We start from the raw sequence: 26,339 nt of genomic DNA on the forward strand, positions 1-26,339 counted from the left end.
TGTGACGCTTGTGCCACAGTGGGACATCAGCGCCGGCAAGCCAGCCGCCGCCTTCTAGAAAATCGCGCCGACACAGGCCAAGCGCGAAATGCGCCATCCACAGCGGAATCCGGGCGGCGTGCCAAATTTGCCACGCGGACGTTGCGGAAGGTGTTCCCGGGCGCGTTGCAGGTGAGCGGAATCATTTGCCGCCCGCCCCTCACCACCAGCGCCGGCAAATCGCTGAAGCCAGCCTGCAACCTCCGCCGATGCGAAATCGAAATTGTTTCGGAGGCTGACTATGTCCATTTGAAATCGTTTCATTTGATGATCAACTAAAAGTAAACGCAAAACGAATTAATATTCAAAACGAATTTGTCATGACAAACAAATAGATGCGAGACACCACAATATTGAAATCGTTTCATATGAAATCAATGCTTCGTTCGAGAACACGAATACGTGATCTCTCGTTGCTATTCGGCTACACAACAACTTAAGTGACGCCACGTAATATCATTCAATGACATTTGAGCTTAAAAATATTCGGGGTGCGAGATTGATCGTACGTACTCGGAACCCAGTATCGATAGGGGATTACAGTGAACATCAGAACGCTTCTTTTAGGTTCGACTGCGGCCTTGATTGCCGTTTCCGGCGCACGCGCCGCTGACGCGGTCGTCGTCGCCGAGCCGGAACCCGCTGAATACGTCAAGATCTGCGACGTCTACGGCGCCGGCTACTTCTACATCCCGGGCACCGAGACCTGCCTGCGTGTCGGCGGTTACGTCCGTTACGATGCCAGCCTCGGTGATCGCGGCACCTTCGACGGCGCCAAGACCAACGACCGTCTCAATGGCAAGGAACAGGATACCTGGGGCAAGAACACCCGCTTCACGCTGAAGACCTGGACCGGCCAGGAGACCGAACTCGGTACCCTGAAGACCTACACCGAGACCCGTTTCAACTTCGGCAACGACAACAGCAATGCCGATGCCCGCAACAAGAACGTCTCGCTGAACTTCGCCTGGATCCAGCTCGGCGGCCTGCGCGTCGGCAAGGACGAGTCGGCCTACGACACCTTCATCGGTTATGCCGGCAACGTCATCCAGGACACGATCGTTCCTTATGGCGAATTCGACACCAACCTGATCAGCTACACCTTCGACGCCGGCAACGGCTTCTCGGCGATCGTCTCGCTGGAACAGGGCTCGGGCAGCTACGACACCTTCGTCAAGGACGGGGCTGGCAACTGGGTTCCGGGCATCGTCGACAACACCATCGACAGCTACGCTCCGAACGTCGTGGTCGGCGCCAAGTACAGCCAGGGCTGGGGCGGCATCACCGGTGTCATCGCCTACAATCCGAGCTGGGAAGAATGGGCCGGCAAGGTGCGCCTCGACGTGAACGCAACCGACCAGATCGCTCTCTGGGTCATGGGCGGCTACGGCACGGACGACAATGCTGCCCGCACTTTCTACAAGCCGTGGGGTGGCAACTGGGCCGTCTGGGGCGGCGGCAGCTACAAGTTCAACGAGAAGACCACGTTCAACCTCCAGGCGTCGTATGACGAGCAGGAAAACCTGGGCATCGCCGCCAACGTCGCTTACCAGGTGGTTCAGGGCTTCACCGTCACGGCCGAAGTCGACTACCTCAACGAAGGCAAGCGCGGCGATTCCGACTGGCTCGGCGACTGGACCACGACGGACAAGAAGAGCAGCGTCGGCGGCATCCTCCGCTTCCAGCGCGACTTCTAGAGCAGTTCCAGGAAAACTGCCTGGCGGTTTTCCGTCCGGAATTGCGTAGCAAACGTTGGAGCCTTTCCGTGAAAAACGGAAAAGCTCCAGGACCTTCCTCCTTTAGCGGGTGCCGGTTTGACCTCCAGTCATTCGCTCTTTTTATCGAGGTGAGAAACCTCCCGGGATCGGCCCAGCCTGGGCCGATCCCATCAAAAGCTCCCGGCCCCCCGGTCCTCCCGGACCCGCACAGGCCGATTGAAACCAGGACCGCAGGTTGGGACATGCTGATGCCGTCGTCCCACGAGCAACTTCGCCTCGACCTTTCGGCGCAGACGACATCATCCATGATCCAGCTGAACCGCGGCCGCCACCCCTGTCGGCCGCGGTTCGGTTTTGGCTGCAAGAGGCGCCGTGGAATGTTGCAGGCGAATTCGGCCGTAACATTTCCGTGTTGCGGGAACTCCCTTTCCCTGCCTGCATTTTTCGTCTGCCGGATCGGGAACTCCGGCGAGGTCAACACCATCAAATGGAAGCGGGAGATCGATCAGTGAAGCATGCTGTGGGAGGGACCTCGCCCGTTCCCATTCGTGACGCAACGATCTCCTCGTCTTCCACGCCTCCCCGGAGGCTACCAGGGTGCCGCGACTTCAATGGGTGATATGCGGAAAAGTCGACAATGGAAGAACAGGATAGCCCCATCGCAATTTTCGAAGACATGGGGGAGATAGTCAGGCGCCTGCAAGACATCTACGAGATCGCACTGCAAGGTACGGGCCTCTCGCTGGAAGAAGGCGCGACGCTATACCGGATCGCGCATGGCGGCGCCAACAGCCAGAAGATGCTGGCCGACAAATTGCGGATCGAGACGCCAACCTTTGCCCGCCTGGCCAGAAGGCTGGAGATCCGTGGGCTGATCCGGCGTTTCGAGGACGACAGCGACCGTCGCGTGAAGCAGCTTTTCGTTACCACCGAAGGCATGTCGCTCGTCTCGAGGTTTACCGAGAAACTCGCCGCCGACACTGCCGAATTGCTGTCCTGTTTCGGCCGCGCCGAGCTGGAAGCCACGAAATCGGTCGTCAGGGACATCTCGACCAGCATCGGGGCCCTCGCCCGCGCCAGGGGACGATAATCCCGCGCCACCGGTATCTTCCCGATGTCACCCGGCCCTCCGGGACGGCGGCACTTTTGCGCCCCGGCCGGTCCGGGGCGAATGTACAGGCCGACACAGTTCCTCTACCTTCGCGGCCAGGACCCGCAATGATCTCCGGCGCTTAGGGAATACATGGCTCTCGATCACCATACCACGATACCGCTCTGGACCTGGGCAGCACCGGCGGCGGCGCTTGTGCTGGTTGCGCTGAAATATCTGGGACTGGTTTCAGACGACTCGATCCTGGTCATCATCCTTGCATCGATCGCCCTTGGCGCGTCGATCTTCGCGTCGGTGCACCATGCGGAGATCCTGGCGCTCAGGGTCGGCGAACCGATGGGCTCGATCATTCTTGCCGTCTGCGTGACGATCCTGGAGGTCGGGCTGATCGTCTCCATCATGCTTGCCGGCTCGGAGGGCAGCGAATCCGTCGCCCGCGACACGGTCTTCTCGGCGCTGATGATCGTCCTCAACTGCGTGATCGGACTGTGCCTGGTGTTTGGCGGCCGGCGCCACCACGAGCAGACTTTCCAGCTCAACGCGGCCTCCGCTTCGCTTGCCGTGCTGGGAACCCTGGCGATCAGCGTGCTGGTGCTGCCGAATTTCGTCTCGGCGGGTGGACCGCAGCAATTCTCGCCCGTCCAGCTGCTGGTGGTCAGCCTGGTGCTGCTGGCGCTCTACGCGGTCTTCGTCTTCATCCAGACGATCAAGCATCGCGATTATTTCATGGACGTTCCCGTCGGCGGGCAGGATCCCGACGAGGCGCCTCTCGAACCGCCGACATCCAGGGTGACCCTGGTCAGCGCGGTGATGCTGCCGCTGTCGCTGCTTGTCGTCATCCTGCTGGCGAAAGTGCTGTCGCACCCGCTGGAGAACCTCGTCGCCGCAGCCGGCCTGCCGCAGGCCGTCGTCGGCGTCATCATCGCCACGCTGGTGCTTTTGCCGGAAGGCATCGCCTCGGTTCGCGCCGCACTTCTGAACCGGCTGCAGAACAGCGTGAACCTGGTGCTCGGTTCGGCGCTCGCCAGCATCGGCATGACGATCCCGGTGGTGGCCGCCGTCGCCGTGCTGACCGACCGCAAGCTGATGCTCGGCCTCAGCCCCGCCGCCATGGTGCTTTTGCTGCTGACGCTGTTCGTCAGCACCATCACGCTCGGCACCGGACGCACCACCGTGCTGCAGGGCGCGGTGCATCTCGGCATCTTTGTCATCTTCCTGCTGATCACGGCGGTGCCGTAGCCGATGACGGAGCGCTACTTCCGCGATCGATACTCCATCGAAGGCACGCTGCTTTCGGCTGCAGCCGAACGAGATCAACGGATACTCAAAGCACTCGCGAGCGTCGACATGGCAGGTCGCCTGCATCATCTCGTTTCCGAGATTCCTGACCAGTTCGAAGATTTCTATACCGTCCTCATAGACGACCGGGAGGTCGTGTCGTTTGAACTTTCAAGGTCCAATCCGGCCGTTCCGGAAGATGTTCATCGCTACAGCGTAGCCTCGTATCGGGAAATGCTCGGGCAAGGCAAACCCCGCATCAGGTTCGATCGACTGCTGGAAGCAGCGAAGCACGGCGAGAACTGATCGCTGCCTTGCCCTTTGCAAGTGCTTGGGCGAAGCTCGGGCTGGGGACTCGGGAGCAAGCGCACACATGCTTGAAATAGTCTTCTTCGCGCTTGTCGAAGAACTGATAAAGCTCGGCATCGTGCTCCTGTTCAGAAACACCTGGTTTCGCGTACCATCTTACTTCGTCTTCTTTGCCGCTGAGTGCGCGATGAAGTGGGGGGATGTATACCCACACTCTCTGGCACTTGGCGCATCCGGCGGGGCAGCGTTGGCGGGCTCAGTCTCAGTTATCGTGGGCTCCAGCTTGTTCCACGTCTTCACTTCAATCCTATATGGCAATGTGCGCCACATCTGGCCGGCATTGGCCTTCTGCACCGTACTCCATGCGGGCTGGAATTATGGCGTCGAATTTTTGCCCGCGTTTCGGTTTTTTTGGTATGTCACCGGGCCGTGGATCGAGGCGTTGCTAAGCGGCGCCCTTATTTTCGCATACTGGCGATTGCAGCGGCGAGGTAGCATCACCCAACTTGATACTTCCAACCGTTAGTCACTGGGCGAAGCTCCCATGACGGGCATTGGGGAGAATGGGCATGGCGAAATCCAAGGGCACGACGGAGATCGGCTACGTGAATAAGCATGGCAACCGAGTTCTTCGGAAGACGGATCAACCAGGCAACGACCACCTTCAGGTAGTTTATGTACTCCAATGCCCGACCGGGCATGAGTTCGGATCGAATGGTTCCGATAACTGGCAGCGAAAGTGTCCCACCTGCCAAGGGAGAGCTTCTGGACTCGCGTACTAAGCGCGCGATACGCGATCAAGTTTCAAACAGGCTTGCCCGCACTGGCATCCGCTGGCACTGGGCTCTTGAGGTGAAGGAGCGCTGGCAGGCAATTCGAACGCGAGGCGTTCGAACGCGAGGCGCGGGCAACTCCGTAGGCCCCCCTACGCTTTCACCCGTGTCCCGCGATCACTTCGTCGCAACTACACAGACGCAACTGCCTCGTATCTCCGTGCCGTCATGGACGGCGGGAAGCCTATTCTCCTGCAGGTCTGTCTTTGATGACAACAATCGGCCGGCCGCCAGCGCCTATCCGAACAGCGATCTTGCCTTCGACCGGCTCGGGAGCCGATGCGACCGCCGTTGGTTCAATATCTCCCCTTCGGTCAGCAGACAGAAGCTCCTGGCCTTTCGCCGTCTTCAGGCGCTCTTGCTGATCAAACCAGAAAGCGGACATTGGGGTCTCCTATCCAGAGACCGATCATAGCTGAAACGCGGGGCGGAGCACACCCGAGTTGCCCGATAACACCGCGTCTCAACCTTTTGGAACGCGTCCCTGCGACGGCCATTCAATCCTCGGAGACACCGAGGAGATCGACATGGCGCACGAAGAAAACGATACTGCTCGGAAAATTGGTTTTGGACAAGAAGGGCGTTTCGTATTTCGAATTTTACGCTGAAAGCCTCTTTGTCGAGGCGGATCAAGCATCCGGGCCTGCTTAAGCTGGCGACCCGCCAGTGGGACTATGTTCGGCAATTTGCTATGCTGCTTGGTACGCCAACCTGACAAAAACCTGATCTAATCTAATCCGCCTACTTCTGACGCCGCCTCGCCAACTGAGCCGCAACGGCGGTCGCGAGCTTCGCCTCTTCCTCTGCCCGTTTGAGCGCCGCCCTCCGCTGCCGCTCCGCTTCCTCGCGGCGCTGCATATTCACTTTCTCGATATGCTGGGCGATCTCGGCTTCACTGCCTGCGATGGATCAAGGTAGAGGCCTACAGCAGCGCTCGACAAGTGACGCGAGCGATGATTTCCTCTCAGTCTCGCCGGGGGATGAAATGCGCACACTTGTTGTTGGCCTTGTGCTGATGCTTGCTCAAATGGCCATGGCCGAGGAACAAGTTCAGTTTCCGGAGCTAGACACTCGAGCTTACTGCACAGATCTTGTCTCAAAGATGCTCGACAAGGCAGAACAGAAAATTGAGTTGGACAAATGCTTTGTGGACGAAGCTGCACTCAAGGACAAAGTCAGAAGGTTTTGGCGCTTCGGTAACCCAGCATCACAGATCAAAGTGATGCAGACTCATTTCAAAGAGAAACGACACCAGACGTACATGACCCTCGCAGGTTCAGTCGATCAGGGTGTCGGGTTAGCGTGCCTCGACGGTCGACTTGATTGTCGTTACCCAGCGGACTTCTTCTTACAGACGGGAACTATTCCGCAGTTAGACAGCGAGAGTTATTGCACGGCGGCCTTTGCAGAAATAGCCGATAAGGTTCTGGGTTTTGGCAAGATAACCGAGTGCATGAATCGCGAACAACAGCTCAAATCTCTCCTTGAGCCATTCTGGCGCGTGGTTCATCCTCGCGTTGTTGAGCAGTGCAAAGACTTTGTGTCGAATATCAAGAGTCATACTTATGGCGCTCTTTTAATGTGCGCCGCCAATTACATTGGCGCTCCGTGTGTTCGAGGAACGATCGAATGCATTGCGAAGAACTGACAAGTCCTTCCTAAGCGGCTTTCTGGCGCTTTGCTTCGTGCTGCCGACGCTGCTCGTTCCGCTTCTTCGCCCATGAGAACGCAGCCTGTGGCTCGTTGCTCATGAACGGAGCGAAGGCACCCATCCGCCGGCCATGAATGGAGATCATGCGTCAGCTACCCGACGCTGTTTCTCAACTGCCGCTGTCTTCGGTGGCCTTCACCAGCCATTGCAAACTCCCTCAACATCCGCACCGCCCCGCCTCCAAACGGCTTCCTTGTCAGGCAGCCTTACGTTTGGTTAACTTTGGCCAAACTGGGGGAAAAGAAAATGACTTTCGAAAACACAATCCTCAACACAAAGAACGTCTTTCGGATCATGAGCGCAACGCTGCTGATCCCCGCGATTTTGGATGTCGTCTCCGGCTATCTGGGATTTCGTATTCCCTGGTATGCGACCGCCACACTGCTCATCCTTTTCATGTATGCCCGTGAAGCGGACGCCAACGCGCAGCGATGGGAGGGGCTCTACGCGGAACTCGAAAGGCGCGATCTCGAAAGGCGGGACAAGGAAAGGCAGTTGGCCTAGTCACGCTTGATCGGCTGCCTCGCGCGGCCATCGCCAACTCCGTGAAAACCGGACTTTGAGCGGCTGCCAGCCAGCCCCCGGGGCTCGGTTTGTTGCGCCGTCGCCGATGCTTCGCCACCGTACCGCGGGCTAGCGATACGGTGACGGGAATATCCGTTTCAGTCGAACAAGACAGGAGATCGTCCAATGTCGCTTGAACTCATCAACCCGGACGACCTGCCCGTTCCGGAGATCTACACGCAGGTTGTCATCGCGACGGGATCCAGGATGGTGTTCGTCTCCGGCCAGCAGCCCGAAGGCAGGGATGGCAAGCTGCTCGGGCACGGCGATTTTGCGGCGCAGGCGCGCCTGGCGTTCGGCAATCTCGGCCGGGCGCTCAGAGCTGCGGGCGCGCGGCCCGAGCAGGTCTGCAAGATCACCATCTACATCGTCGGCTATAACCGCGACGAGCATGTCCCGATCATCGAGGAGGCGCAGATCTCGCTGTTTGGAAATCACAAGCCGGCGAATGTGGTGGTCGGGGTGGCGATCATGTCGCCGGGCTACCTCATAGAGGTCGACGCGATAGCAGTGATTTGACCAAGCTGCCGGAAGTTAACTCCCCGTCATCCTTTCGGTTGCCCGCCAGATTGTCCTCAGCCCCATTCCCGAGCGCAGGCTAATCCGGCGAGCTCTTCCCCTGCAGGCAGCGAGACCGGCTGTCCTCCCCCGCCAGCCTGCCAGCCCGGAGACCCGCAGCCGCCACGAGCAGGGATTTTGCGGACTCTGCCGGGGTCAAGGTAACAATTCCTGTTTCCGGGCGAAGCTTCATGATGGGGAAGACGTTCCCCATCAACGGAGGAGAATGAACATGCGCAGCTTGATAATCCTTGCCGCAGCTTCAAGCATCATGGCGGCCCAGCCAGCATTCGCCATGGATCCGATGAAATGCGATGAAGCATCCATGATGAAGGTCCAGGCCGAAATGGATGCCATGAAAGACGATTCGATGAAGATGCAGAAAGACGAGGCCATGAAGCACGTGGAAATGGCCAAGACGGCTATGAAAGCCAAAAAGAACGACGAATGCGCCATGCATCTCGAAGAAGCCGGCAAGGCGATGATGAAGAAGAACTGAGTTCCACCGAGCAGGGCGGCCTGCCCGGTCGTCCTGCCCGTCCAAACTTCAAGCCGTCTGTTTACGGCCAGCCTCGCGGCGCGGATATTTCCCCCCGCGACACAGAAAACGCAGCTTGCGGCTCATCCTCACAAACAGAGCGAACGCGCGGGGTCATCCCGACGGCACTTTCCCGACCCTTTGATCAGCCAGACCTCAGATCGTCGCCACCCAGGCCCGTGCGATCGCCAGACCCGACTGGTCGGCCAGCGCGGCGTTGCGGGCGGCTTCGGCGGGCAGCCGCTCCGGCCAATCGGGCCAGCGCGCGGTCACCGTTTCGGCAAAGGTCGTCGTCCAGTAGTTGACCACCGGCGTGTCGGCCTCGAAATGGAACTGGAAGGCATAGACGGCGCGGCCGAGGCGGAAGGCCTGGTTTTCGGCCACCGTGCTCGAAGCCAGCCGCACGGCGCCGGGCGGCAGGGTGAAAGTGTCGTCGTGCCACTGGAAGATCGGGAATGCCACCGGCATGGCGCCGAGGACCGCGTCGGCCTTCGCCTCATCGGTCAGGGTCACGCCGTGCCAGCCGAATTCGGAGGCGCCGCCGACCTGGTTGATGCCGCCGAAGGCGCGCGCCACGAGCTGGCTGCCGAGGCAGATGCCGAGCACCGAGCGATCCTTGTGGGCGAAGTCGCGGATCAGGTCGAGCAGTTCGGGGAAATAGGGATGGCTGTCGTCGGCAAGCGCATTCTGGCCGCCGCCGAACATCACCAGCGCGTCATGCTCGCTGGCATCCTTCGGCAGTTCGTCGCCAAGATAGGCCCGGCGGACATCGAGTTCGGCATTGGCTTCGCCAAGTGCCGCCCCGACATTGCCGAGATCCGTGCCCTGATAATTCTCGACGACAAGAACCCGCATGACCATCCTGACATGATTTGAACTGGCGATTGCGTATCATGGCAACGAAGCACCGGCCAAGTGCGTGCGCCGGACAGGATCGGGAAAAGCCTATGCCACTGCAGAACCGCGTCGATCCTTATGGAGCCATCCACGCTGTGGCCGAGCGCGGGCTGTTCACAGGCAATCGCGGCATCATCCACGACCCGGAGACAAAGACGCTGCTGAAGAAACGCTGGGCGCTGCCGGCCTGGATCATCTGCGTCTGCGATTACCAGGGGCGCAGGCGCGAACCGATGGGCCGCAACCGGCCGGGCGGCAAAGCCGGCTGGACCGAGCTGTTCTTCCTCGACGAGCCGAGCGCGCTCGCCGCCGGGCACCGGCCCTGCTTTTTCTGCCAACGGGCGCAGGCCAGCGAATTCCTCGGCCGTTTCGGCAAGGCCTTCGGCATCGCCGAGCCGCGTGCGCCGCAGCTGGACGCGCGGCTGCACAAGGAGCGCTTCGCCTCCTCGCGCAAGCCCTTGCCGTCGATCCGGGCCGACGAGATCATGCGGCTGCCTGATGGCGCGATGGTGGACATCGGCGGCAGGCCTTTTGCCGTGCGCGGCGGCGGACTGCTGCGCTGGAGTTTTGCCGGCTACGACGAGCCGGCCAGCATGAGCGCGGCAACGAGGGGCGGCGCGTCATGCGCGCTGATCACCCCTCCAACAGCGGTTGCCGCGCTCACCGCCGGCTTTACGCCGGTCTGGCATGCGAGCGCAGGAAACGGATGAGACCTGCGCGAACTGTTCCCCGCCCTGCCCCGCTGCATGACGGGGAACGCGGGCACTTGAGGGAGCCGGCAGGGCGGGGCGCGACGCTTGCGGGATGCCCCCATCGCGCCTTGGCGTAGCTCCCGCCCTGCCGGCCTCTCGAACCGACGCGGTCCGCATCGGGGGGAGGAATGCGGATCAGCTGTTCTTGCCGGCGAGGCGCCAGACCAGCGGCAGTACCGCCGACGCCAGGCCGAGCTTCAGCAGGTCGCCGAGCAGGAACGGGATCAGCCCCCATGCCAGAACCGGCTTGTCCCAGCCGACGATCGCGCCAAGCCAGAGCAGGCCGGGCAGATAGATCATGATGTTGCCGGCCAGCATCGCCAGCGCGGTGAGCGCAATGCTGCGATCCCAGCCGCGTTCGGCCAGCCAGCCGCAGAGAGCGGCGGCAGGCAGGTAACCCAGCAGATAGCCACCGGTCGGCCCCATCATGTAGGCAAGGCCGATGCCCTTCTCCGGCGTGCCGGCAAAGACCGGGAACCCGGCCGCGCCTTCGGCGAGATAGAGCAGGACGGTGGCGAGACCGAGCCGCCAGCCGAGCGCTGCGCCGATGGCCAGCACCGCGAAGGTCTGCATGGTCAGCGGCACGGGATAGAAGGGAAGCTGGACCTTTGCCGATGCCCAAAGCAGCAGCGAACCGGCAAAGACGACGGCGGCCTTCTGCAACAGCGAGGTCTCGCCAGCGAAACGCTGCAGCAGTGTGGAGATACCAGCCTGGGAAGCCATGGAACCTGTCCTTTCAACGACGGCATTCTCGCCTTTGAGTTCTCGGAAAGGCCCCGCGCCCCTGACGGAGCGCGGGGCCCGGATGTCATGCCGCGGTGAGGAACCACTCGCGCTTGGCGCTGTTCAGGCCGAATGCGTAGATGCAGAAACCGACAACCGCGGTGGCCGGCGCCGACAGTTCGGTATAGGCGCCACCCCACAGATGCAGGGCGATGCCGACCGCCGCCGCCGCGAACCAGGCGATGATGCCGAGCGGATTGAAAGCCGGCACATGGCTCGAACGGTATTCGATCGTGCTGCCGACCAGTTGCTCGTAGCGGCTGGAGAAGATGTGCGCCATGGCGACCGCCACCCAGGCGACGACGAAGATGCCCTGATAGGCGAGCGCCTGCAGCAGGTAGCTGAACACGTCGATCAGCATCAGCAGATAGACGATCGCGCCGACCACGATGGCCCAGCCGATGCGGCCGAAAGGCGGCTTGCCGAACAGCTGCACCAGCGCCTCCAGATTGACGGCTGCGAGGTAATAGTTCGCCGTGTTGATGCGGGTCTGCGTGACCCAGACGAAGAGCAGGCCGCCAATGCCCATGATCTTCAACAGCGCGAGCAGCACCGAGACTTCGGTGACCGCGCCGAGGTCCGGCACCGTGCCGACCATGAACATGCCGAACAGGCCGCTGACCAGGAACACCATGACATAGAACGGCATGCCGAAGTTGAAGTAGGCGTGATAGCCGGCGTCTTCCTGGCGACCGAAACGGGCGTAGTCGAAGGTGAACATCATCAGCACCCACACGCCCATGTAGTAGACGAAGCAGGACAGCCAGCCCAATGCGGGCTCGCCGCCGGCCGGGCCGAGATTGAGCCATTTGTCGCTATAGCCGTACTGGCTGATCGCCAGCACCACCGCCAGCACAAGGCCCAGTATGTAGAACGGCAGCAAAACGCCGTTGAACTTGTCGAGCCAGGTCTGGATGCTGCCGAAGATCAGCGGCACCGAGTAGAGCACGACGATCAGGGCCGCGATGGGATAGGAGATCGACGGGAAGATGTTGTTGATGCCGACAGCGATCACCGACCCCTCGAAGACGGCGTAGTAGATGGCGGTGGCGCAGAAGATCAATGTCGCGAGGCCCGCCCCTACATTGCCGAAGAGAACACGCGAGAACAAGGCGACGGACAGCCCGGTCTTGATGGCGAACCGGCTCAGCACCGCGTTGATGAGCCCATAGGCAACCACCGACAGCACCATGCCGATGATCGCATTCCAGGTGCCGAAGCCCAGCGCCAATGCGGCGCCGACGACGATGTAGAAGACGGCGCTGCAGACGGCCCACCACGCCATCGTCAACGCCATCTTCGGCATGCGGGCATTGGGTGGTACGGCAATGTTCGAATAGTCCAGTGTGTCGGCTTCATCAGCCGCTAGCTTTCCAGCCATGGTATTTCCCCTTCTCTTTTTTGGTTATGACTGACTGATTGGCCGTCCACCCCGGCCTTGTTTCGACGCAATTGCGGACGGAAAACCGCGCGCACTTTCCTGGAATTGCTTCAGGCCAGCGCCTCCCTCATCCGATCGAGCAGCGCTGCCCGCTCAGTGCGTGCGCGCAAAGCCTCGGCCATGTCGACCTTGATGAAGATCGTGGGCGTGTTCGGCTGCATCTGTCCGATCAGGTCCATGTCGGCGGAAATCACAGTGCCCAGCATGAAGTAGCCTCCGCCCGACACCGCATCCCGGTGCAGGATGATCGGCTCGCTGCCGCTCGGCACCTGGATGGAGCCGTAGGGGTAGCAGCTGTCGACGATGTTGGAGGGATCGGAGCCGGCACCGAAGGGCGGTTCGCGATCGATGAACCGCAGGGGCCGCCCGCCCTTGAAACGATAGCCCATGCGGTCGGCTTCGGAGGCGACCTTCCACTGGTCTTCGAAGAAACCGGCGGCCGACTCTTCCAGCAGCCTGTGCGCATAGAGCCCCGGCAGCACGCGCAGCTCCGCCGGCGATGCGGATGGCCGCCGCAGCGCTTCCGGCAAGGTCCTGCCTTCCTTCGTCGCTCCGGGCCGTCCGACGGGCAGTTCGTCACCCTTGGCGATCGCTCGCCCCTTGAAGCCGCCGAGCGCGCCGATGACATAGGTCGAGCGGCTGCCGAGCGCTTCCGGCACGTCGATGCCGCCGGCGATCGCCACATAGATGCGCGCGCCCTTCTTGAGGAAACCGAAACTCAGCTTGCCGCCGGCCCTGACCTTGAGCGCGGTCCAGGACGGCTGCTCGACACCGTCGATCTTGATCGGCATGTCCGCGCCGGTGACGGCGATGGTCGCATCCTCGCCGAATTCGAGCTCGGGCCCCATGAACACGGCTTCGAGGCATGCCGCGCCTTCGTCGTTGCCGACCAGAAGGTTGGCGGCGCGCAGCGCCATCCGGTCCATGGCGCCGCCGATGGGAATGCCGAGATGGAAATAGCCAGGCCGGCCGAGGTCCTGGACCGTGGTGGCGAGGCCGGGATTGATGACGCTAACGACCATGGACCTCGCCCTCCAGCCTGGCGTTGTAGCCGTCGATGTCCTTGCGGAATTCGCGCAGGTCGAAGGTGACGTCACGCATGACCGGCACGAAGCGCCCGGCCTTCACATCGCCTTCGATGCCGTCATGTTCATCACGGCCGATCGGTCGGAATTTCACGATGTCGCCGGGGCGGAAGAACACCATGAAATCCCTGAGATAGCTGGTCTTCTGCTCGGGATCGAAGATCGGCATCGGCGTGATGCCGAACATCTGGTAGCCGCCGGCGCCACGCACCGAATAGATGCAGGAGAAACAGCCGCCATGGCCGACGGTCAGCTTCGGCGTGTCGGTGCGCGGACGCAGATATTTCGGCACCTGAAGCTGCCGTGGCCGATCGACCATCTGGTACATGAATGGCAGGCCGGCGACGAAGCCGACCATCGAGACGAACCATGGCGCGCCGCTGTGGGCGGCGATGAAATCGCTCACGCCGCCCAGATTGTTGATGCGCGCGGCATATTCGAGATCGGTCGCCTGCGGATCCTGGTGGCGTTCGCGGAAACGCATCAGCGTCTCGTGCGTCCACGGGTCCTCGTAGAAGACGGGAATCTCGATGATGCGCGTGTCGATCACCGGCTCGGCCTTTGTCGTGGCCTTCTCGATCGACTGGATCTCGGCCAGGATGTCGTCCGGCTTGATGACATCCGGGTCGAACTTGATCTGGAAGGAGGCGTTGGCCGGGCAGATTTCGGTGACGCCCCTGATGCGGCTGTCGCGGATGGCGTTGGTCATGGACAGGCTCTTGAAGAACGCCTCCAGCGACATGCTCTCGTCGCATTCGACGAAGAGGTGCTCGTCGCCGCCGAACGAGTAGCGGTTGCTCATTGCGCAGCCTCCTTCGCACTGTCGGCCTGGGCGTGGAATTCGGTATCAAGCCAGCCTTCGAGGAAACGGGTGTGGAACGCGCCGGCCGCGACATTGGCATCGGCGGCCAGTGCCGCGTGCAGCGGGATAGTGGTCGGGATGCCCTCGATCTTCAGCGATCGCAGCGCGGCGCCGAGTTTCGCCAGGCAATCGGCGCGGTCGGCGCCATGCACCACCAGCTTGCCCAGCAGCGAGTCGTAGAAGGGCGGCACGGCGTAGCCGTCGAAAAGCATCGTATCGAAGCGCACGCCTTCGCCGGCTGGAATGCCCAGCTTCGAAACCACGCCCGGCCAGGGCATGAAGTTCTTCGCCGGATCCTCGGCGTTGATGCGGCACTCAATGGCATGGCCGTGGATGGAAATGTCTTCCTGTCGCAGCGACAGCGGTTCGCCGCCGGCGATGCGCAGCATCTCCTGCACCAGGTCGATGCCGGTGATCATCTCGGTGACCGGATGCTCGACCTGGATGCGGGTGTTCACTTCGAGGAAGTAGAAGTCCTGGCTGGCCTCGTCATAAAGATATTCCACCGTTCCCGCGCCGCTGTAGCCGACCGAGCGCGCCAGGGCGACGGCGCTGTCGCAGAGCTTCCGGCGCACGGTTGCGGGCAGGCCGACCGCGGGCGCTTCTTCCCAGACCTTCTGGCGCCGGCGCTGCAACGAACATTCACGCTCGAAACAGTGCACGAAACTGGTGCCGTCGCCGAGGATCTGCACCTCGACGTGACGGGCCGCCAGCACGGCCTTTTCAATGTACAGCCCACCATCGCCGAAGGCCGCGGCGGCTTCTGCCGAAGCCTGCGGGAACTGGCGCGTGAATTCGTCGAGGTCGGCAGCAACGCGAATGCCGCGGCCGCCACCGCCGGCAGCCGCCTTGATCATCACCGGGAAACCGATGCGGGTGGCGATCGCAGCCGCCTCCTCGACATCGGCGATGCGTCCGCCGCTGCCGGGCACGGTCGGAACGCCGGCCTTCTCGGCTTCGGCGCGGGCGGCAACCTTGTCGCCGAGCAGCCGGATCGAAGCTCCCGACGGACCGACGAACGTCATGCCAGCGGCGACGACGGCATCGGCGAAGTCGGCGTTTTCGGCGAGGAAGCCATAGCCGGGATGCACCGCATCGACCCTGGCCGCCTTCGCCGCCGCAATGACGGCCTCGATGTCCAGATAGGATTTCTTTGCTGCCGCCGGGCCGATGAGGATCGCCTCGTCGGCCAGCCTGACCGGCAGCGAATCCGCGTCGGCGGCGCTGTACACCTGCACCGTGCGCAGCCCGAGCGCCCTGGCGGCCCGGTTGATGCGCACGGCGATCTCGCCGCGATTGGCGATGAGGACCGATTTGATGTTCATGCGTCGATCTCGGCGATCGCCTGTCCCGCCATCACGGCATCGCCGTCGTCGACGAGGAATTTGAGATTGGCTCCCGAGGCGCCGGCCGGGATCTCGTGGAACGACTTCATCACTTCGATGACGCCGAGGATGTCGGTCGCGACCACCGTATCGCCATCGTTCTTGAACACGTCGCTGTCGGGCGATGGCCGCCTGTAGAAGACGCCGGGCAAGGGTGAATTGAGTTCGGTTCTAGCCATCGGTCATCCCCTTGCCGCTGGTTTCAGATGATGTGTGAGTTCCGCTACCGGCCTGACCTTGACCCCGGCGGCGTCGAGCGCCGCGCGCATGGCGGTGGCGATCTCCAGGCTGCCGGGCGTGTCCGAGTGGAAACAGATGGACTCGAAGGCGATGTCGATCTCGTCGCCCTCGACCGTGCGGACCTTGCCGGTCCGGCAGGCGTGCACCACCTTCTCGGCAACCAGGCGAGGGTCCAGGCGACCCGTCCGTCGCGTAAACACGATCGAGCCCGACCGGTCATAATCGCGGTCGGCATAGAATTCGCGGATGACCGGGTGCCCGGCTTCCGTTGCTGCACGGTAGGTCTCGGACATCCCCATGCAATAGATGAAGGCGTTGGGAGCGATCGTGCGCATGGTGCGGACGAAGTTGCGCGACATCTCCTCGCTGGCGGCAAATTCCATGTAGAGCGCGCCGTGCGGCTTCACATGCTGCAGGGTGGCGCCGTAGCGGCGGGCAAACTCGCGCAGCGCCCCGATCTGGTAGACGATGTCGTTGACCAGTTCTTCGCTGGTGCCGTTGATGCGGCGGCGGCCAAACCCCTGCAGGTCGCGGAAGCCCGGGTGGGCACCGACGCCGACACCATGCTGGGTCGCCAGGCGGACGGTGGCGTCCATCAGATTGGGATCGCCGGCATGGAAACCGGTAGCGATGTTGGCGGAGCTGATGAGCTTCATCAGGTCGGCGTCATCGATGTCGCCCAGGCGCCATTGGCCATAGCCTTCGCCCATGTCGCAATTGATGTCGACGGCCGCTGTCTGCAAGCAGACCTCCCTTGTCCTCACCGCGCGGCCGCATCGACCCCGGGCACTCCTCGATGAAGAAGGTAGAGAGGGCGAAATCGTTTGGAAAATTCTATTAATCGATATCAAATATCTGAATTTTCTATCGCCCGAGTGATTGTCCCCAGACGCGACATCACGAGATTCATTGACTTTTTCGCAGAGCATGACGACTGCCACGGCACCACTTCGCGCGATGCGGCAACGTAATATTGCTTTTACGGCTGACAGCTGCGCACAATATCTGAAATTCGGAACACAGCGCCTATGCCGGTAAGCCTTCGCCAGATCCGCTATTTCGTTTCCACCGCCGAGCATGGGCAGATTTCGCAGGCCGCTGCGGAACTGGGTATTTCCCAATCGGCGGTGACGACGGCGATCAAGGAGCTCGAGCAGACCGTCGGGCTCGACCTGTTCATCCGCTCGACCCAGGGCATGGAGATGACGACGGCCGGCCGCCAATTCCTGTTCCACGCCTATGAGATCCTGAACAAGGTCGACGAAGCGACGAACCTGTTGCTGCCGGCCAGCGATTTTTCGGGGCGGCTGACGGTCGCCGCCAGCTATACGGTGATCGGCTATTTCCTGCCGAACCATCTCGGACGGCTTCGCCGCGCCTGGCCGAACCTCGATATCCAGCTGTTCGAGCTGAACCGCGAGGCCATTGAGGAAGGGCTGCTCGCCAATCGCTACGACATGGCGGTGCTTTTGACCTCCAACGTGATCAACTCGGACCTGGCGACGGAAACGCTGATGAACTCGCGGCGCCGGCTGTGGGTGCCGGCCAGGCATCGCCTGCTGTCGCAGGGCAGTGTCGGCCTCAAGGAGATCGCCGAGGAGCCCTACATCATGCTGACGGTCGACGAGGCCGCGCACACGGCGTTGCGCTACTGGAGCAACACCTCCTACCGGCCCAATGTGACGCTGAGGACGTCCTCGGTCGAAGCCGTCCGCTCGCTGGTGGCGGATGGGCAAGGTGTCGCGATCCTGTCCGACATGGTGCTGCGGCCATGGTCGCTGGAAGGCAAGCGCATCGAGACGATCGTTCCGACCGAACCGATCCCGTCGATGGATGTCGGCCTTGCCTGGCGCCGCGGCGCGCAGTTCACGCCGGCGATGGAAGCCTTCCGCTCCTATTTCCACCAGACCTTCTTCCTGCCGTCGCACAGGTAGAAGCAGCGGGCCGGCCATGCTCGTCCTTGAGCGGGTGGCCGGCGTCATCTCGACTAATCCTGCCGGGTGATCAGGTAGCTGCCGCTTTCATGCAGCGCCGCAGCCCAGCCGGGCTCGATGACGATGGTCGTCGTCACTTCCTCGATGATCGCGGGACCGGCTACGGTCACGCCGACGCCGAGCGCCGCACCGTCATAGACCGGCGTTGATCTTGGCTTGCCCGACGCGTCGAAGACGGCGTCGCGATGCCCCTTCAGCGCCTGCTGCAGCGCGCCGGTGCCGCGCAGTCTCGGTGCCTTCGGCTTTTCGATGCGGCCGTAGATGGTCGATTCGATGTTGACGACCTCGACCGTGCTGTGGCGCTCGGCATAGGTGTAGAGTTCCTCGTGCCGGGCATGGAACGCGTCCTTGACCTGGCCGATGGTCTCCTCGGTGATCCTGAAATTGGGAATATCGACCGTGCATTCGTGCACCTGGCCGACATAACGCATCTCGAGGCTGCGCTGGACCTCGATCAGCGTGCCCGGAAAGCCGTCGGCCTTCAGATGAGCAATGCCCTGCGCCTCGATCTCCTCGAACAGCTGTTCGATCCTGTCGCAGGCGGTGGCATTGTCGAGCCTGAGCGGCGCGGTCGCCATGTAGTTGTACTTGACGTCCGAGATGACCTGGCCGAAGGCGCAGAGACCCGAGGCCAGCTTGGGCAGGATGATCGTGTCGATGCCCATCTCGCGCGCCAGTGCGGTGATGTGGGCCGCGGTCGCGCCGCCTGCCCCGACCAGCACGAAATCGCGCGGGTCGTAGCCGCGTTCGACAGACACGCGGCGAATGCCGTTGACCATGTTGTTGTTGACGATGGTGAACATGCCATAGGCGGCCTGCTCGATGCTGATGTTGAGCGGAGCGGCGATCGTCGCCACCGCCTGCCGCGCCTTTTCGAGGTCGAGCGGCAGCTTGCCGCCGAGCAGTCCTTCCGGGTTGAGATAGCCGAGCACCAGGTTGGCGTCCGACGTGGTCGGCTCCGTGCCGCCGCGCCCGTAACAGGCAGGCCCCGGTTCGGAACCGGCCGACTGCGGCCCGACCTGCAGCAGGCCAAGGCTGTCGATCCGGCCGATGGAACCGCCGCCGGCGCCTAGCGTCTCGACCTGGATCATCGGCACGCCGATGCGGTAGCGCAGGAAGTCGATGTTCTTGTTGAGGTTGGTCTGGCCGTTGCGCGTCAGCGTGATGTCGAAGGAGGTGCCGCCCATGTCGACGGTGATGACGTTGTCCTTGCCGAACGGCGCCCCGACAAACAGCCCTGCCTGCGGCGCGGAGGCCGGGCCGGAATTGATCGCGTAGACGGAACGGTCGGTCATCGCCTGGCCGATCGCCAGACCGCCATTCGACTGGAAATAGCGGACCGGCTGCTTCGCCCCGAGGGCGCGGAAATAGCTGTCGACCGCCGTGACGTAGCGGCGCATCACTGGCGCGAGATAGGCATTGGTCACCGCGGTCGAAGTGCGGGTGTATTCGCGCACCTGCGGATAAAGTTCGCTGCCGACCGTCAGGACAACGCCCGGCATCATCTCGCGCACGATCTCCGCCGCGCGCCGCTCGTGTTCGGCATTGAGCACCGACCACACGAAGGAGATGGCGACGGTCTCGACACCTTCCTTCAGGAACAACCGGCACGCCTCGCGAACGTCGTCCTCGTTCATCGGCGTGCGGACGGAACCATCCGAGATCACCCGTTCGCGGACGCCCTTGCGCAGATAGCGCGGCACCAGCATCGTCGCCGCCGGGTATTCCGGATCGTAGCGATAGCCGTCTTCCTTGTGGCCGTTGCGGATCTCGATGGAGTCCTCATGGCCCGCGGTGCAGATCAGGCCGGTCCTGCCGCCGCGATGGGTGATCAGCGCATTCAGCCCGACCGTGGTGCCGTTGATGCACAGGTCGCAATCGGAGACGACCTCTGAAGGTGACACGCCGAGGTCGTCGGCGATCAGCCTGAGGCCATTCTCGATGGCCCTGGTCGGATCCGAAGGCGTCGAAAGCGCCTTGAAAAGTTTCACCTCGCCGGTGGCGCGATTGGCCACGACAAAGTCCGTGAAGGTGCCGCCGGCATCGATGCCGAGACGATATGCGTGTTCCATGATCGTCTCCTCAGGCTGCGCGCAGTCGCTTGGTTTCGGCCAGGTCGACATCCAGCGTTTCAGGGTCGGCGATGGCCACGCCATAGTCGGCACGCGCGCCTTCAATCGAGACGAGGCCGTTGCGAACGTCCCACACCACCTTCTCGATCGGCCGCTCGAAAGGATTGCCGTAGCCGCCGCCGCCCGGATTGAGATTGGTGATCGTCTCGCCTGTCCTGATCGTCTGGATGATGTTCTTGCGTTCTACCTCGACCTTGCCGCCGCGTTTCAGCTCGACACGGCCGACTTTCTTGTCGACCAGGGCGGATTTCGCGCCGGCGGCCCCCATGGCCGGAATCCGGCGGCCCTCGCCGAAACCGATGCACAGCATGTCGCCGTCCAGCGGCTCGACTTCCCAGGCAGTGCCGGAACCGCCGCGGAATTTTCCGGCACCGCCGGAATCGGTCATCAGCGAATAACGATGGATGATGATGGGATAGGAATATTCGAGCAGTTCGACATCGCCGGAGGTCAGCGCGCCGAAGCAGCATTCCGGTCCAACGGCGTGCCAGCCGTCCTGCTGTGGCGTCGCGCCGCCGCCCGAAATGATGGTCGCCAGCACCATCGTGACAAATTCCTCGTTGTTTCGGCTGTCCTTGCCGGCGATGTTGAGGCCGTTGGCATGGCCCCAGGAGGCGGCGACCTTGGAAGGCATCGCCTTCTCGAAGGCGAGACGCACGGCGTCGGTCAGCGTCTCCATCGGCGTCGTCGTGCAGTTCATGTGCGGCGCCGGCTCCTGCGCATTGCACAACGTGCCCTTCGGCCCGAAATCGACGGTGACGCAGCGATACAGCCCTTCATTGTAGGGCGGCGGCAGCGCGGCGAACATCATCAGGCCGAGATAGACGCCGGAATGCGAATTGCCCTCGTATGAGTTTATGAAATAGGGCACCTGCGGCGGGCTGGAGATGGCGATGTGGCAGCTGTCGCCCGTGATCGTCACGCGGGCACCGATCTCGAAATCGCCGAAGCCGTGACCGGCATCCTCAAGGATCGCCTTGCCCTCATAGGTCCCATCAGGGACGGTGGCGATCAACGAGCGCATGTGCCGGTCCGCCATGTCCAGCAGCGTGTCGATGCAGGCATCGACCGTCGGCTTGCCATATTTGTCGAGCAGCGCGATCAGGCTGCGTTCCCCGACCTGACAGGCGCCGATCAGGGCGCGAAAATCGCCCTCCTGGTCGCGCCGCGCCCGCATGTTGGTGAAGATCATGTTCAGCACATCGTTGCGCGGCTTGCCGCGATCCCAGATCTTCACCGGCGGGATGCGCAGGCATTCGGCATAGATCTCGGTCGCGTTGGGATTGTAGCCCGCCGGCACCGGGCCGCCGATGTCGGTGAGGTGGCCCTTGCAGACGGTCCAGTAGACCAGTTCGCCATGGTAGAAGACAGGCTTGTACATGCAGGTGTCGATGGCATGGCTGCCGCCGAAGGCCGGATCGTTGTGCAGGATGAGGTCGCCCTCGTGGATGTCGCCTTCGAAGAAGCCGGCGACGGCTTTCATGGCGGGGATCAGCGAGCCTAGATGGATCGGGATATCCTGGCCCTGCAGGATCATCTCGGGGCGCGCGTTGAACAGCGCGGTCGAATAGTCATGCGCCAGGTTGAAGACGGAAGACCGCGCCGTCTTCTCCAGCGCCAGCGTCATCTCGCGCTGTGTTGTCTCCAGCACGCCACGCACCACCGACAGCGTGATCGGATCGACTTTCATTGTCGTCATTGCAACCTTTTCCTCCGTGCCACGAGGCCTATGGCCCATCGCACTTGTTGTTCCCGCACGGTGTCTGATGCACCGTTGCGACCCAAGCGAAACAGGTTTTGCAGGCGCGGTCTTTGCGCTGCGCGAACAAAAAATTGAGGTTGCGTGCACTGGCCGACACGCACGTTGCGTTCCGCGGCGACGGTGCCTAGTCTTCGGTAACGTCGTCGGATCGAGCATGAAGACGAGTGTCACAACAAGCGCGACGCGCGCCGCAGACCGGAGCCGGCACTGGCACCAGGCCATCGCCGGGGCCTATTTTCCACTCGACCTGAAATTCCGGAACGCCGACCATTTCTCGGGCGACCTGACGATCTGGCAGTTCGGCGACGTCTCGATCTCGCGCCTGACCTCCGACGCCCTGCAATATCTGCGCCTGCCCCACCATTTCCGGGCGGCCCGCAAGGAGGAGTTCCTCGTCACCGTGCCGGCACGTTCGGAAGTGTTCTTCTCGCAGGGCGGCAGCGAGATCAGCTGTTCGCCGGGCGGGTTCTTCCTGGAACGCAGCCACGAACCGTATGAATTCAGCCACGCCGATCCTGCCGATCTCTGGGTGCTCAAGGTCGAGTCGCGTGCGCTCGCCGATCGCGTGCACGGTCCGGACCGTTTCTGCTCGCTGCAGTTCGATGCGGCGAACGGCGCGGGTGGCCTGTTCACCGACATGCTGCATCTCCTGCCCGCCCGCTTCGACACCATGAATGCCGAATCCCGCATCGCGGTCGGGCGGCAACTCGTCGACCTGCTGGCGCTGGCGATCAGGGCCGACGACCGCATCCTGATGTCGAAGAGTTCCACGGTGCGCAACGCCCACCTCGCACGCATCGAAGCCTTTATCCGCGCCAATCTGAGAAACCCGGGACTTGATCCCGATCTGATAGCGCGCGCCTGTGGCCTGTCCACGCGCTACCTGCACGGCCTGTTCGGCGACATGGACCGCACGGTGGCCAGCTGGGTGCGGGAATTGCGCCTGGCCGCCTGCAAGGCAGCGCTCGAGGACCCTGCCAACGGCCAGACGGTGATGGAGATCGCCTATCGCTGGGGCTTCGGCGACCAGACGCAATTCAGCCGGACCTTCAAGGCGCGATACGGCATGCCTCCGGGCGAATATCGCGACTGTTTTAGGCGAGCCGGAAACGCTGCAAACGGATGACCAACCAGCCTACTTCAACGTTTCCTGGGCGATGGAAGGCACATCGGGCAGATCGTAATAATCGCCGGCGCACTCGGGATAGAGCTGGCTTTCCATCCTGAGACCGGTCGGGCCGTCGATCGTGCCAGCCCAGACGGAGAGCCGGTCGCTGTCGAACCGTCGCCAGAACAGGTTGGAGCCACACACCTTGCAGAAGCCGCGCTCGGCAACATCCGAGGAGCGGAACCAGTTCAGCGTATCGCCCTCGATCACCGCGTCTGCAGCCGCCACCTGCGTTGCCGCCACATAGTGGCCCGAGGTCTTGCGGCACTGCAGGCAATGGCAGGCGACGACCGGGCGTAGGTCGCCGCGCAGTTCATAGGTGGTACCGCCGCACAGGCAGCCGCCGCGCATGATCTTGCTCATGCATGCCCTCCATCATTCACCCACAAAGCTAGGCGAGCCGTCCCACTGGCGATGAGGTAAAACCGACCCCTGGTGTGCAATTCCAGCAAAAGTGCGTAGTGGTTTTGCGTCCGGAATTGCACAAAATAAAGAGTTGGAGCGTTTCAGCGTTTCCGTTGAGCGGAAACGCTCCAGGCGTCGTTGCCGGCAATACCGTCAGCCCGGCTTGACCTTCGGCAAGGCCTGCCGCATTGCTCGGCCATGCGCGCCAACTACAAAATGCAACGGCTGTTCGTGCCCGACGATCTGTCGGCCGGTGTCGAGTTCGAACCGGACACCCAGCAGAGCCACTACCTGATGCATGTGCTGCGCCTCGCCGACGGCGCCGAACTCCTGGCCTTCAACGGCCGCGACGGTGAATGGACAGCCGCAATCACCGCGAGGACGAAGAAGGCGGTGCGGCTCACCGTGAAGACGCAGCAACGGCCGCAACCGCCGCTGCCCGATCTCGTCTACTGCTTCGCGCCGCTGAAGGTCGGGCGGCAGGACTATCTCATCCAGAAGGCGGTGGAGATGGGCGCCGGCGTGTTGCAGCCGGTGCTGACCCAGCACACGCAAGGCAAGATCACGACCGAGCGCATGCATGCCAACGCCGTCGAAGCCGCCGAGCAATGCGGCGTGCTGGCCGTTCCGGCGGTGCGCGAGGCGGTCAAGTTCGAGCGGCTGCTTGCCGGCTGGGACAAGGAAAGGCGGCTGGTGTTCTGCGACGAGGATGCCTCGACCAACAACCCGCTGCCCGCCTTGCAGGCGATATCGGAAAAGAAGCTGGCGCTGCTGGTCGGCCCCGAAGGCGGCTTTTCCGACGAAGAGCGCCGCATGCTGCGCGCCCTGCCCTTCGTCACCGCAATTCCGCTGGGACCTCGCATCCTGCGCGCCGACACCGCCGCCGTGGCAGCGCTGGCGGTGATGCAGGCGACAGTCGGGGACTGGTAGAGAGTATCGTCACCTTCTCCCACAAAGAGAGGAGGAACCTTTCCCCACCTCCTTGTCGGGCCAGGGATTGACCCCGTCACGCAACCACAACAGCGTATCCAGCCAGAAGCCCGTGGCGTGGCGGTTGTGGAACAGGCTGAAGTGGCCAATTTTTTCCTGGCCGAGATCGGCGGGCCGGAGCAGGATCTGCGTGCGCTGTGCGCCGCGATAACGATCGAGCACGGCGCTGATCGCCGGCACGGTGGCGATGTCGTCATCGGACATGGTGACCGCCAGGATCGGTGCCGTCACGGCGTCGAAGCCACGCAGGACGGCTTCGCGCTGCCGTTGCGGATAGTTGTCTTCCAGATATGGCCGGCGAAAGGCCCACTCGTAGGCGATGCCAGCGGGCAGGTCCTCCAGCCAACCCAGGCGGCGGCCGGGGAAATAGCCGAACAGCGCCGTCAGCGCCGGCATGGCGACATGCCATTTCAGGAACAGGCGGCTGCGACGCGCAGGCGCGTAGTGACGCCAGCAGCCGAACTGCCCGCCGACCGAGAGCAGGCGGTGAATGGCCGGGGCATGACCGGCCAGCCCCGGCAAAGCGCCGCCGACGCTATGGCCGACGACGGAGACAGGAGCGGAACCGTCGCGTGCGAGAACCCAGGCCAGCACCGCCTCGAAGTCCTTTTCGCCCCATTCGCGCCAGCGATAGCCGCAACCGCGCAGCTGTGCCGGACGTGAGGCGCCGATGCCGCGATAGTCGTAGGTAACGACATCGAAACCGTGCGCGGCAAGGAAGCGGGCATAATGGTGGTAGTAGCGAGCCAGAACGCCGGTGGCCGGATTGATGATGGCGGTGCCGGCCGCCGGCCCGCTTACGCGCGGCCAGAAATGGCCGCCCAGGAGCACAGCGTCCGCGGCGGCAATCCCGATCGGCTGGGCTTCCTGGATCAGCGCTGAAACACTCATGGCAGGTCACTTCTCGAGCACAAGATGCATGAGACACGACATAACCCAGACCAGCTTGTTGTTACACTCACTAGTCAGTATACATAGATTTATGAAACCGACTGCCAACACGACCCGCGAGCGCATCGTCGCAGCCGCCTCCAAGCTGTTCTACGGCCAGGGCGTGCGCGCGGTGTCGGTCGATGCCGTGGCCGAAAAAGCCGGGCTCACCAAGCGCACGTTCTATTATCATTTCGCCAGCAAGGACGAGCTGATCGCCGCCTATCTGGAGCGGCGTGACCAGCCCAATCTCGGGCTGTTCCGGCACTGGTTCACGGAGAGCGAGGGCGAGCTTGCCGACAAGGTCGCCGCCATCTTCCACACGCTCGGACAGGCGGCCAGGCGTCCGGCCTGGAAGGGTTGCGGCTTCCTGCGGACCGCCGCCGAACTGGCCGACATGCCGGGCCATCCGGCGATCCGCATCGGCATCGCCCACAAGAAGCGTTTCGAAGACTGGATGAAGGGTGTTTTCGAGGCTGACGGGATCAGGGACGCCGAGTTGCTGGCGCGCCAGATCCTGCTGTTGCTCGACGGCTCCTTCGCCACCGTCCTGCTCAACCGCGACCCCTCCTACATGGAGAGCGCGGGCGCTGCGGCGGCCACGCTTGTCAGGGTGGCACAAGGGCAACGCCCTCCCCAGAGCGTTTCCGCCTTTAGCGGAAACGCGGAAGCGCTCTGATAGTTTTACGCAATCCCGGACGCAAAACCGCTACGCACTTTTGCTGGAATTGCTTAGAGACAATATTCAATTGCAGCGCGATCAAATCCTGTTGACGATTGGCTCAGGATTTTTTGCTTGATCGCCTCCTGACATTTCGTTCATCAAGCGCGCGGCGATCTACCGATCCGCCACC

General features: G+C 62.5%; 27 protein-coding genes. 14 read left to right on the forward strand and 13 right to left on the reverse strand.

All coding sequences use genetic code 11. The annotated features are described in order from the left end of the window. Positions 1 to 581: 581 nt before the first annotated feature. The 5 genes from ACFWYE_RS26185 to ACFWYE_RS26205 all read left to right on the forward strand — a co-directional run bounded on the left by ACFWYE_RS26185 (position 582) and on the right by ACFWYE_RS26205 (position 4,981). Entirely contained in the window at positions 582 to 1,736 is a 1,155-nt protein-coding gene (locus ACFWYE_RS26185; RefSeq protein ID WP_379062858.1) for a porin, read from the forward strand. Positions 1,737 to 2,394: 658 nt separating this feature from the next. Next, positions 2,395 to 2,847: a MarR family winged helix-turn-helix transcriptional regulator gene (locus ACFWYE_RS26190; protein ID WP_379062860.1), complete on the forward strand. Its 453-nt coding sequence runs from the start codon at positions 2,395 to 2,397 to the stop codon at positions 2,845 to 2,847. 153 nt (positions 2,848 to 3,000) lie between these two features. Continuing rightward, positions 3,001 to 4,107 carry a calcium:proton antiporter gene (locus ACFWYE_RS26195; RefSeq protein WP_379062861.1) on the forward strand — a complete coding sequence of 369 codons (1,107 nt, stop codon included), beginning with the start codon at positions 3,001 to 3,003 and terminating at the stop codon, positions 4,105 to 4,107. A gap of 3 nt (positions 4,108 to 4,110) precedes the next feature. Beyond that, positions 4,111 to 4,452 carry a hypothetical protein gene (locus ACFWYE_RS26200; RefSeq protein ID WP_379115105.1) on the forward strand — a complete coding sequence of 114 codons (342 nt, stop codon included), beginning with the start codon at positions 4,111 to 4,113 and terminating at the stop codon, positions 4,450 to 4,452. 67 nt (positions 4,453 to 4,519) lie between these two features. After that, a complete protein-coding gene (locus ACFWYE_RS26205; protein WP_379115106.1) occupies positions 4,520 to 4,981 on the forward strand; it encodes a hypothetical protein in 462 nt (153 codons plus the stop codon). A 491-nt stretch (positions 4,982 to 5,472) separates the two neighbouring features. On the opposite strand, the gene ACFWYE_RS26210 is transcribed toward ACFWYE_RS26205, so the two are convergent. Further along, a complete protein-coding gene (locus tag ACFWYE_RS26210; RefSeq protein WP_379115107.1) occupies positions 5,473 to 5,673 on the reverse strand; it encodes a hypothetical protein in 201 nt (66 codons plus the stop codon). A gap of 600 nt (positions 5,674 to 6,273) precedes the next feature. Here ACFWYE_RS26210 and ACFWYE_RS26215 point away from each other — a divergent pair. The 4 genes from ACFWYE_RS26215 to ACFWYE_RS26230 all read left to right on the forward strand — a co-directional run bounded on the left by ACFWYE_RS26215 (position 6,274) and on the right by ACFWYE_RS26230 (position 8,620). Next, complete coding sequence (locus ACFWYE_RS26215) at positions 6,274 to 6,936, forward strand: hypothetical protein (protein ID WP_379115108.1); 663 nt, start codon at positions 6,274 to 6,276, stop codon at positions 6,934 to 6,936. A gap of 309 nt (positions 6,937 to 7,245) precedes the next feature. Next, entirely contained in the window at positions 7,246 to 7,503 is a 258-nt protein-coding gene (locus tag ACFWYE_RS26220) for a hypothetical protein (RefSeq protein ID WP_379062873.1), read from the forward strand. 186 nt (positions 7,504 to 7,689) lie between these two features. Then, complete coding sequence (locus ACFWYE_RS26225; RefSeq protein WP_379115109.1) at positions 7,690 to 8,082, forward strand: RidA family protein; 393 nt, start codon at positions 7,690 to 7,692, stop codon at positions 8,080 to 8,082. Positions 8,083 to 8,353: 271 nt separating this feature from the next. After that, complete coding sequence (locus tag ACFWYE_RS26230; RefSeq protein WP_379115110.1) at positions 8,354 to 8,620, forward strand: hypothetical protein; 267 nt, start codon at positions 8,354 to 8,356, stop codon at positions 8,618 to 8,620. A gap of 195 nt (positions 8,621 to 8,815) precedes the next feature. Here the strand turns inward: ACFWYE_RS26230 and ACFWYE_RS26235 are convergent, their stop codons facing one another. Further along, on the reverse strand, positions 8,816 to 9,514 hold the full coding sequence (locus ACFWYE_RS26235) for a type 1 glutamine amidotransferase (RefSeq protein ID WP_379115111.1): 699 nt from the start codon (positions 9,512 to 9,514) through the stop codon (positions 8,816 to 8,818). Between the two features lie 92 nt (positions 9,515 to 9,606). On the opposite strand from ACFWYE_RS26235, the gene ACFWYE_RS26240 reads away from it, so the two are divergent. Next, complete coding sequence (locus tag ACFWYE_RS26240) at positions 9,607 to 10,266, forward strand: hypothetical protein (protein ID WP_379062879.1); 660 nt, start codon at positions 9,607 to 9,609, stop codon at positions 10,264 to 10,266. 177 nt (positions 10,267 to 10,443) lie between these two features. On the opposite strand, the gene ACFWYE_RS26245 is transcribed toward ACFWYE_RS26240, so the two are convergent. The 7 genes from ACFWYE_RS26245 to ACFWYE_RS26275 form a co-directional block, all read right to left on the reverse strand. Further along, positions 10,444 to 11,031, reverse strand: a complete 588-nt coding sequence (locus ACFWYE_RS26245) for a biotin transporter BioY (protein ID WP_379062881.1) — start codon at positions 11,029 to 11,031, stop codon at positions 10,444 to 10,446. A gap of 85 nt (positions 11,032 to 11,116) precedes the next feature. After that, a complete protein-coding gene (locus tag ACFWYE_RS26250) occupies positions 11,117 to 12,472 on the reverse strand; it encodes a purine-cytosine permease family protein (protein ID WP_379062883.1) in 1,356 nt (451 codons plus the stop codon). 110 nt (positions 12,473 to 12,582) lie between these two features. Next, positions 12,583 to 13,554, reverse strand: coding sequence for a biotin-dependent carboxyltransferase family protein (locus tag ACFWYE_RS26255; protein ID WP_379115112.1), 972 nt, complete (start codon positions 13,552 to 13,554; stop codon positions 12,583 to 12,585). Then, the gene (locus tag ACFWYE_RS26260; protein WP_379115114.1) at positions 13,544 to 14,419 is read right to left on the reverse strand and encodes an allophanate hydrolase subunit 1; all 876 of its coding nucleotides are present in this window, start codon (positions 14,417 to 14,419) and stop codon (positions 13,544 to 13,546) included. Before ACFWYE_RS26260 ends, ACFWYE_RS26255 begins: the two co-directional genes overlap by 11 nt. After that, on the reverse strand, positions 14,416 to 15,804 hold the full coding sequence (locus ACFWYE_RS26265) for an acetyl-CoA carboxylase biotin carboxylase subunit (RefSeq protein ID WP_379115115.1): 1,389 nt from the start codon (positions 15,802 to 15,804) through the stop codon (positions 14,416 to 14,418). Before ACFWYE_RS26265 ends, ACFWYE_RS26260 begins: the two co-directional genes overlap by 4 nt. Continuing rightward, positions 15,801 to 16,043 carry an acetyl-CoA carboxylase gene (locus tag ACFWYE_RS26270; protein ID WP_379115116.1) on the reverse strand — a complete coding sequence of 81 codons (243 nt, stop codon included), beginning with the start codon at positions 16,041 to 16,043 and terminating at the stop codon, positions 15,801 to 15,803. The genes ACFWYE_RS26265 and ACFWYE_RS26270 overlap by 4 nt, the downstream gene beginning before the upstream one ends. 3 nt (positions 16,044 to 16,046) lie before the next feature. Further along, complete coding sequence (locus ACFWYE_RS26275; protein WP_379115117.1) at positions 16,047 to 16,847, reverse strand: 5-oxoprolinase subunit PxpA; 801 nt, start codon at positions 16,845 to 16,847, stop codon at positions 16,047 to 16,049. A 285-nt stretch (positions 16,848 to 17,132) separates the two neighbouring features. On the opposite strand from ACFWYE_RS26275, the gene ACFWYE_RS26280 reads away from it, so the two are divergent. After that, complete coding sequence (locus ACFWYE_RS26280) at positions 17,133 to 18,038, forward strand: LysR family transcriptional regulator (RefSeq protein ID WP_129411244.1); 906 nt, start codon at positions 17,133 to 17,135, stop codon at positions 18,036 to 18,038. Between the two features lie 53 nt (positions 18,039 to 18,091). Here ACFWYE_RS26280 and ACFWYE_RS26285 read toward each other — a convergent pair whose 3' ends face one another. After that, entirely contained in the window at positions 18,092 to 20,170 is a 2,079-nt protein-coding gene (locus tag ACFWYE_RS26285) for a hydantoinase/oxoprolinase family protein (RefSeq protein ID WP_379115118.1), read from the reverse strand. Positions 20,171 to 20,180: 10 nt separating this feature from the next. Continuing rightward, entirely contained in the window at positions 20,181 to 21,929 is a 1,749-nt protein-coding gene (locus tag ACFWYE_RS26290; protein ID WP_379115119.1) for a hydantoinase B/oxoprolinase family protein, read from the reverse strand. Positions 21,930 to 22,146: 217 nt separating this feature from the next. On the opposite strand from ACFWYE_RS26290, the gene ACFWYE_RS26295 reads away from it, so the two are divergent. Beyond that, positions 22,147 to 23,118 carry a helix-turn-helix domain-containing protein gene (locus tag ACFWYE_RS26295; protein WP_379115120.1) on the forward strand — a complete coding sequence of 324 codons (972 nt, stop codon included), beginning with the start codon at positions 22,147 to 22,149 and terminating at the stop codon, positions 23,116 to 23,118. Between the two features lie 9 nt (positions 23,119 to 23,127). Here the strand turns inward: ACFWYE_RS26295 and ACFWYE_RS26300 are convergent, their stop codons facing one another. After that, complete coding sequence (locus ACFWYE_RS26300) at positions 23,128 to 23,523, reverse strand: GFA family protein (protein ID WP_379115121.1); 396 nt, start codon at positions 23,521 to 23,523, stop codon at positions 23,128 to 23,130. A 240-nt stretch (positions 23,524 to 23,763) separates the two neighbouring features. Here ACFWYE_RS26300 and ACFWYE_RS26305 point away from each other — a divergent pair, with 240 nt between their 5' ends. Further along, positions 23,764 to 24,495, forward strand: a complete 732-nt coding sequence (locus tag ACFWYE_RS26305) for a 16S rRNA (uracil(1498)-N(3))-methyltransferase (protein WP_379062901.1) — start codon at positions 23,764 to 23,766, stop codon at positions 24,493 to 24,495. A 9-nt stretch (positions 24,496 to 24,504) separates the two neighbouring features. Here the strand turns inward: ACFWYE_RS26305 and ACFWYE_RS26310 are convergent, their stop codons facing one another. Next, positions 24,505 to 25,446, reverse strand: coding sequence for an alpha/beta fold hydrolase (locus tag ACFWYE_RS26310; protein ID WP_379115122.1), 942 nt, complete (start codon positions 25,444 to 25,446; stop codon positions 24,505 to 24,507). Between the two features lie 91 nt (positions 25,447 to 25,537). Here ACFWYE_RS26310 and ACFWYE_RS26315 point away from each other — a divergent pair, with 91 nt between their 5' ends. Next, the gene (locus tag ACFWYE_RS26315; protein ID WP_379115123.1) at positions 25,538 to 26,164 is read left to right on the forward strand and encodes a TetR/AcrR family transcriptional regulator; all 627 of its coding nucleotides are present in this window, start codon (positions 25,538 to 25,540) and stop codon (positions 26,162 to 26,164) included. Positions 26,165 to 26,339: the final 175 nt, after the last annotated feature.

Origin of the sequence: Mesorhizobium sp. NPDC059025 (genome assembly GCF_042739655.1) — a bacterium.
Classification (GTDB): domain Bacteria; phylum Pseudomonadota; class Alphaproteobacteria; order Rhizobiales; family Rhizobiaceae; genus Mesorhizobium.

Bases quoted from the DNA above. Each gene is read 5' to 3' on its own strand.
- ACFWYE_RS26195 (WP_379062861.1), top strand. From the start codon at position 3,001: ATGGCTCTCGATCACCATACCACGATACCGCTCTGGACCTGGGCAGCA.
- ACFWYE_RS26245 (WP_379062881.1), bottom strand. From the start codon at position 11,031: ATGGCTTCCCAGGCTGGTATCTCCACACTGCTGCAGCGTTTCGCTGGC.
- ACFWYE_RS26270 (WP_379115116.1), bottom strand. From the start codon at position 16,043: ATGGCTAGAACCGAACTCAATTCACCCTTGCCCGGCGTCTTCTACAGG.
- ACFWYE_RS26285 (WP_379115118.1), bottom strand. From the start codon at position 20,170: ATGGAACACGCATATCGTCTCGGCATCGATGCCGGCGGCACCTTCACG.
- ACFWYE_RS26300 (WP_379115121.1), bottom strand. From the start codon at position 23,523: ATGAGCAAGATCATGCGCGGCGGCTGCCTGTGCGGCGGTACCACCTAT.
- ACFWYE_RS26190 (WP_379062860.1), top strand. From the start codon at position 2,395: ATGGAAGAACAGGATAGCCCCATCGCAATTTTCGAAGACATGGGGGAG.
- ACFWYE_RS26290 (WP_379115119.1), bottom strand. From the start codon at position 21,929: ATGACGACAATGAAAGTCGATCCGATCACGCTGTCGGTGGTGCGTGGC.
- ACFWYE_RS26265 (WP_379115115.1), bottom strand. From the start codon at position 15,804: ATGAACATCAAATCGGTCCTCATCGCCAATCGCGGCGAGATCGCCGTG.
- ACFWYE_RS26210 (WP_379115107.1), bottom strand. From the start codon at position 5,673: ATGTCCGCTTTCTGGTTTGATCAGCAAGAGCGCCTGAAGACGGCGAAA.
- ACFWYE_RS26305 (WP_379062901.1), top strand. From the start codon at position 23,764: ATGCGCGCCAACTACAAAATGCAACGGCTGTTCGTGCCCGACGATCTG.
- ACFWYE_RS26235 (WP_379115111.1), bottom strand. From the start codon at position 9,514: ATGCGGGTTCTTGTCGTCGAGAATTATCAGGGCACGGATCTCGGCAAT.
- ACFWYE_RS26200 (WP_379115105.1), top strand. From the start codon at position 4,111: ATGACGGAGCGCTACTTCCGCGATCGATACTCCATCGAAGGCACGCTG.
- ACFWYE_RS26230 (WP_379115110.1), top strand. From the start codon at position 8,354: ATGCGCAGCTTGATAATCCTTGCCGCAGCTTCAAGCATCATGGCGGCC.
- ACFWYE_RS26255 (WP_379115112.1), bottom strand. From the start codon at position 13,554: ATGGTCGTTAGCGTCATCAATCCCGGCCTCGCCACCACGGTCCAGGAC.
- ACFWYE_RS26240 (WP_379062879.1), top strand. From the start codon at position 9,607: ATGCCACTGCAGAACCGCGTCGATCCTTATGGAGCCATCCACGCTGTG.
- ACFWYE_RS26215 (WP_379115108.1), top strand. From the start codon at position 6,274: ATGCGCACACTTGTTGTTGGCCTTGTGCTGATGCTTGCTCAAATGGCC.
- ACFWYE_RS26205 (WP_379115106.1), top strand. From the start codon at position 4,520: ATGCTTGAAATAGTCTTCTTCGCGCTTGTCGAAGAACTGATAAAGCTC.
- ACFWYE_RS26280 (WP_129411244.1), top strand. From the start codon at position 17,133: ATGCCGGTAAGCCTTCGCCAGATCCGCTATTTCGTTTCCACCGCCGAG.
- ACFWYE_RS26250 (WP_379062883.1), bottom strand. From the start codon at position 12,472: ATGGCTGGAAAGCTAGCGGCTGATGAAGCCGACACACTGGACTATTCG.
- ACFWYE_RS26295 (WP_379115120.1), top strand. From the start codon at position 22,147: ATGAAGACGAGTGTCACAACAAGCGCGACGCGCGCCGCAGACCGGAGC.
- ACFWYE_RS26220 (WP_379062873.1), top strand. From the start codon at position 7,246: ATGACTTTCGAAAACACAATCCTCAACACAAAGAACGTCTTTCGGATC.
- ACFWYE_RS26225 (WP_379115109.1), top strand. From the start codon at position 7,690: ATGTCGCTTGAACTCATCAACCCGGACGACCTGCCCGTTCCGGAGATC.
- ACFWYE_RS26315 (WP_379115123.1), top strand. From the start codon at position 25,538: ATGAAACCGACTGCCAACACGACCCGCGAGCGCATCGTCGCAGCCGCC.
- ACFWYE_RS26310 (WP_379115122.1), bottom strand. From the start codon at position 25,446: ATGAGTGTTTCAGCGCTGATCCAGGAAGCCCAGCCGATCGGGATTGCC.
- ACFWYE_RS26260 (WP_379115114.1), bottom strand. From the start codon at position 14,419: ATGAGCAACCGCTACTCGTTCGGCGGCGACGAGCACCTCTTCGTCGAA.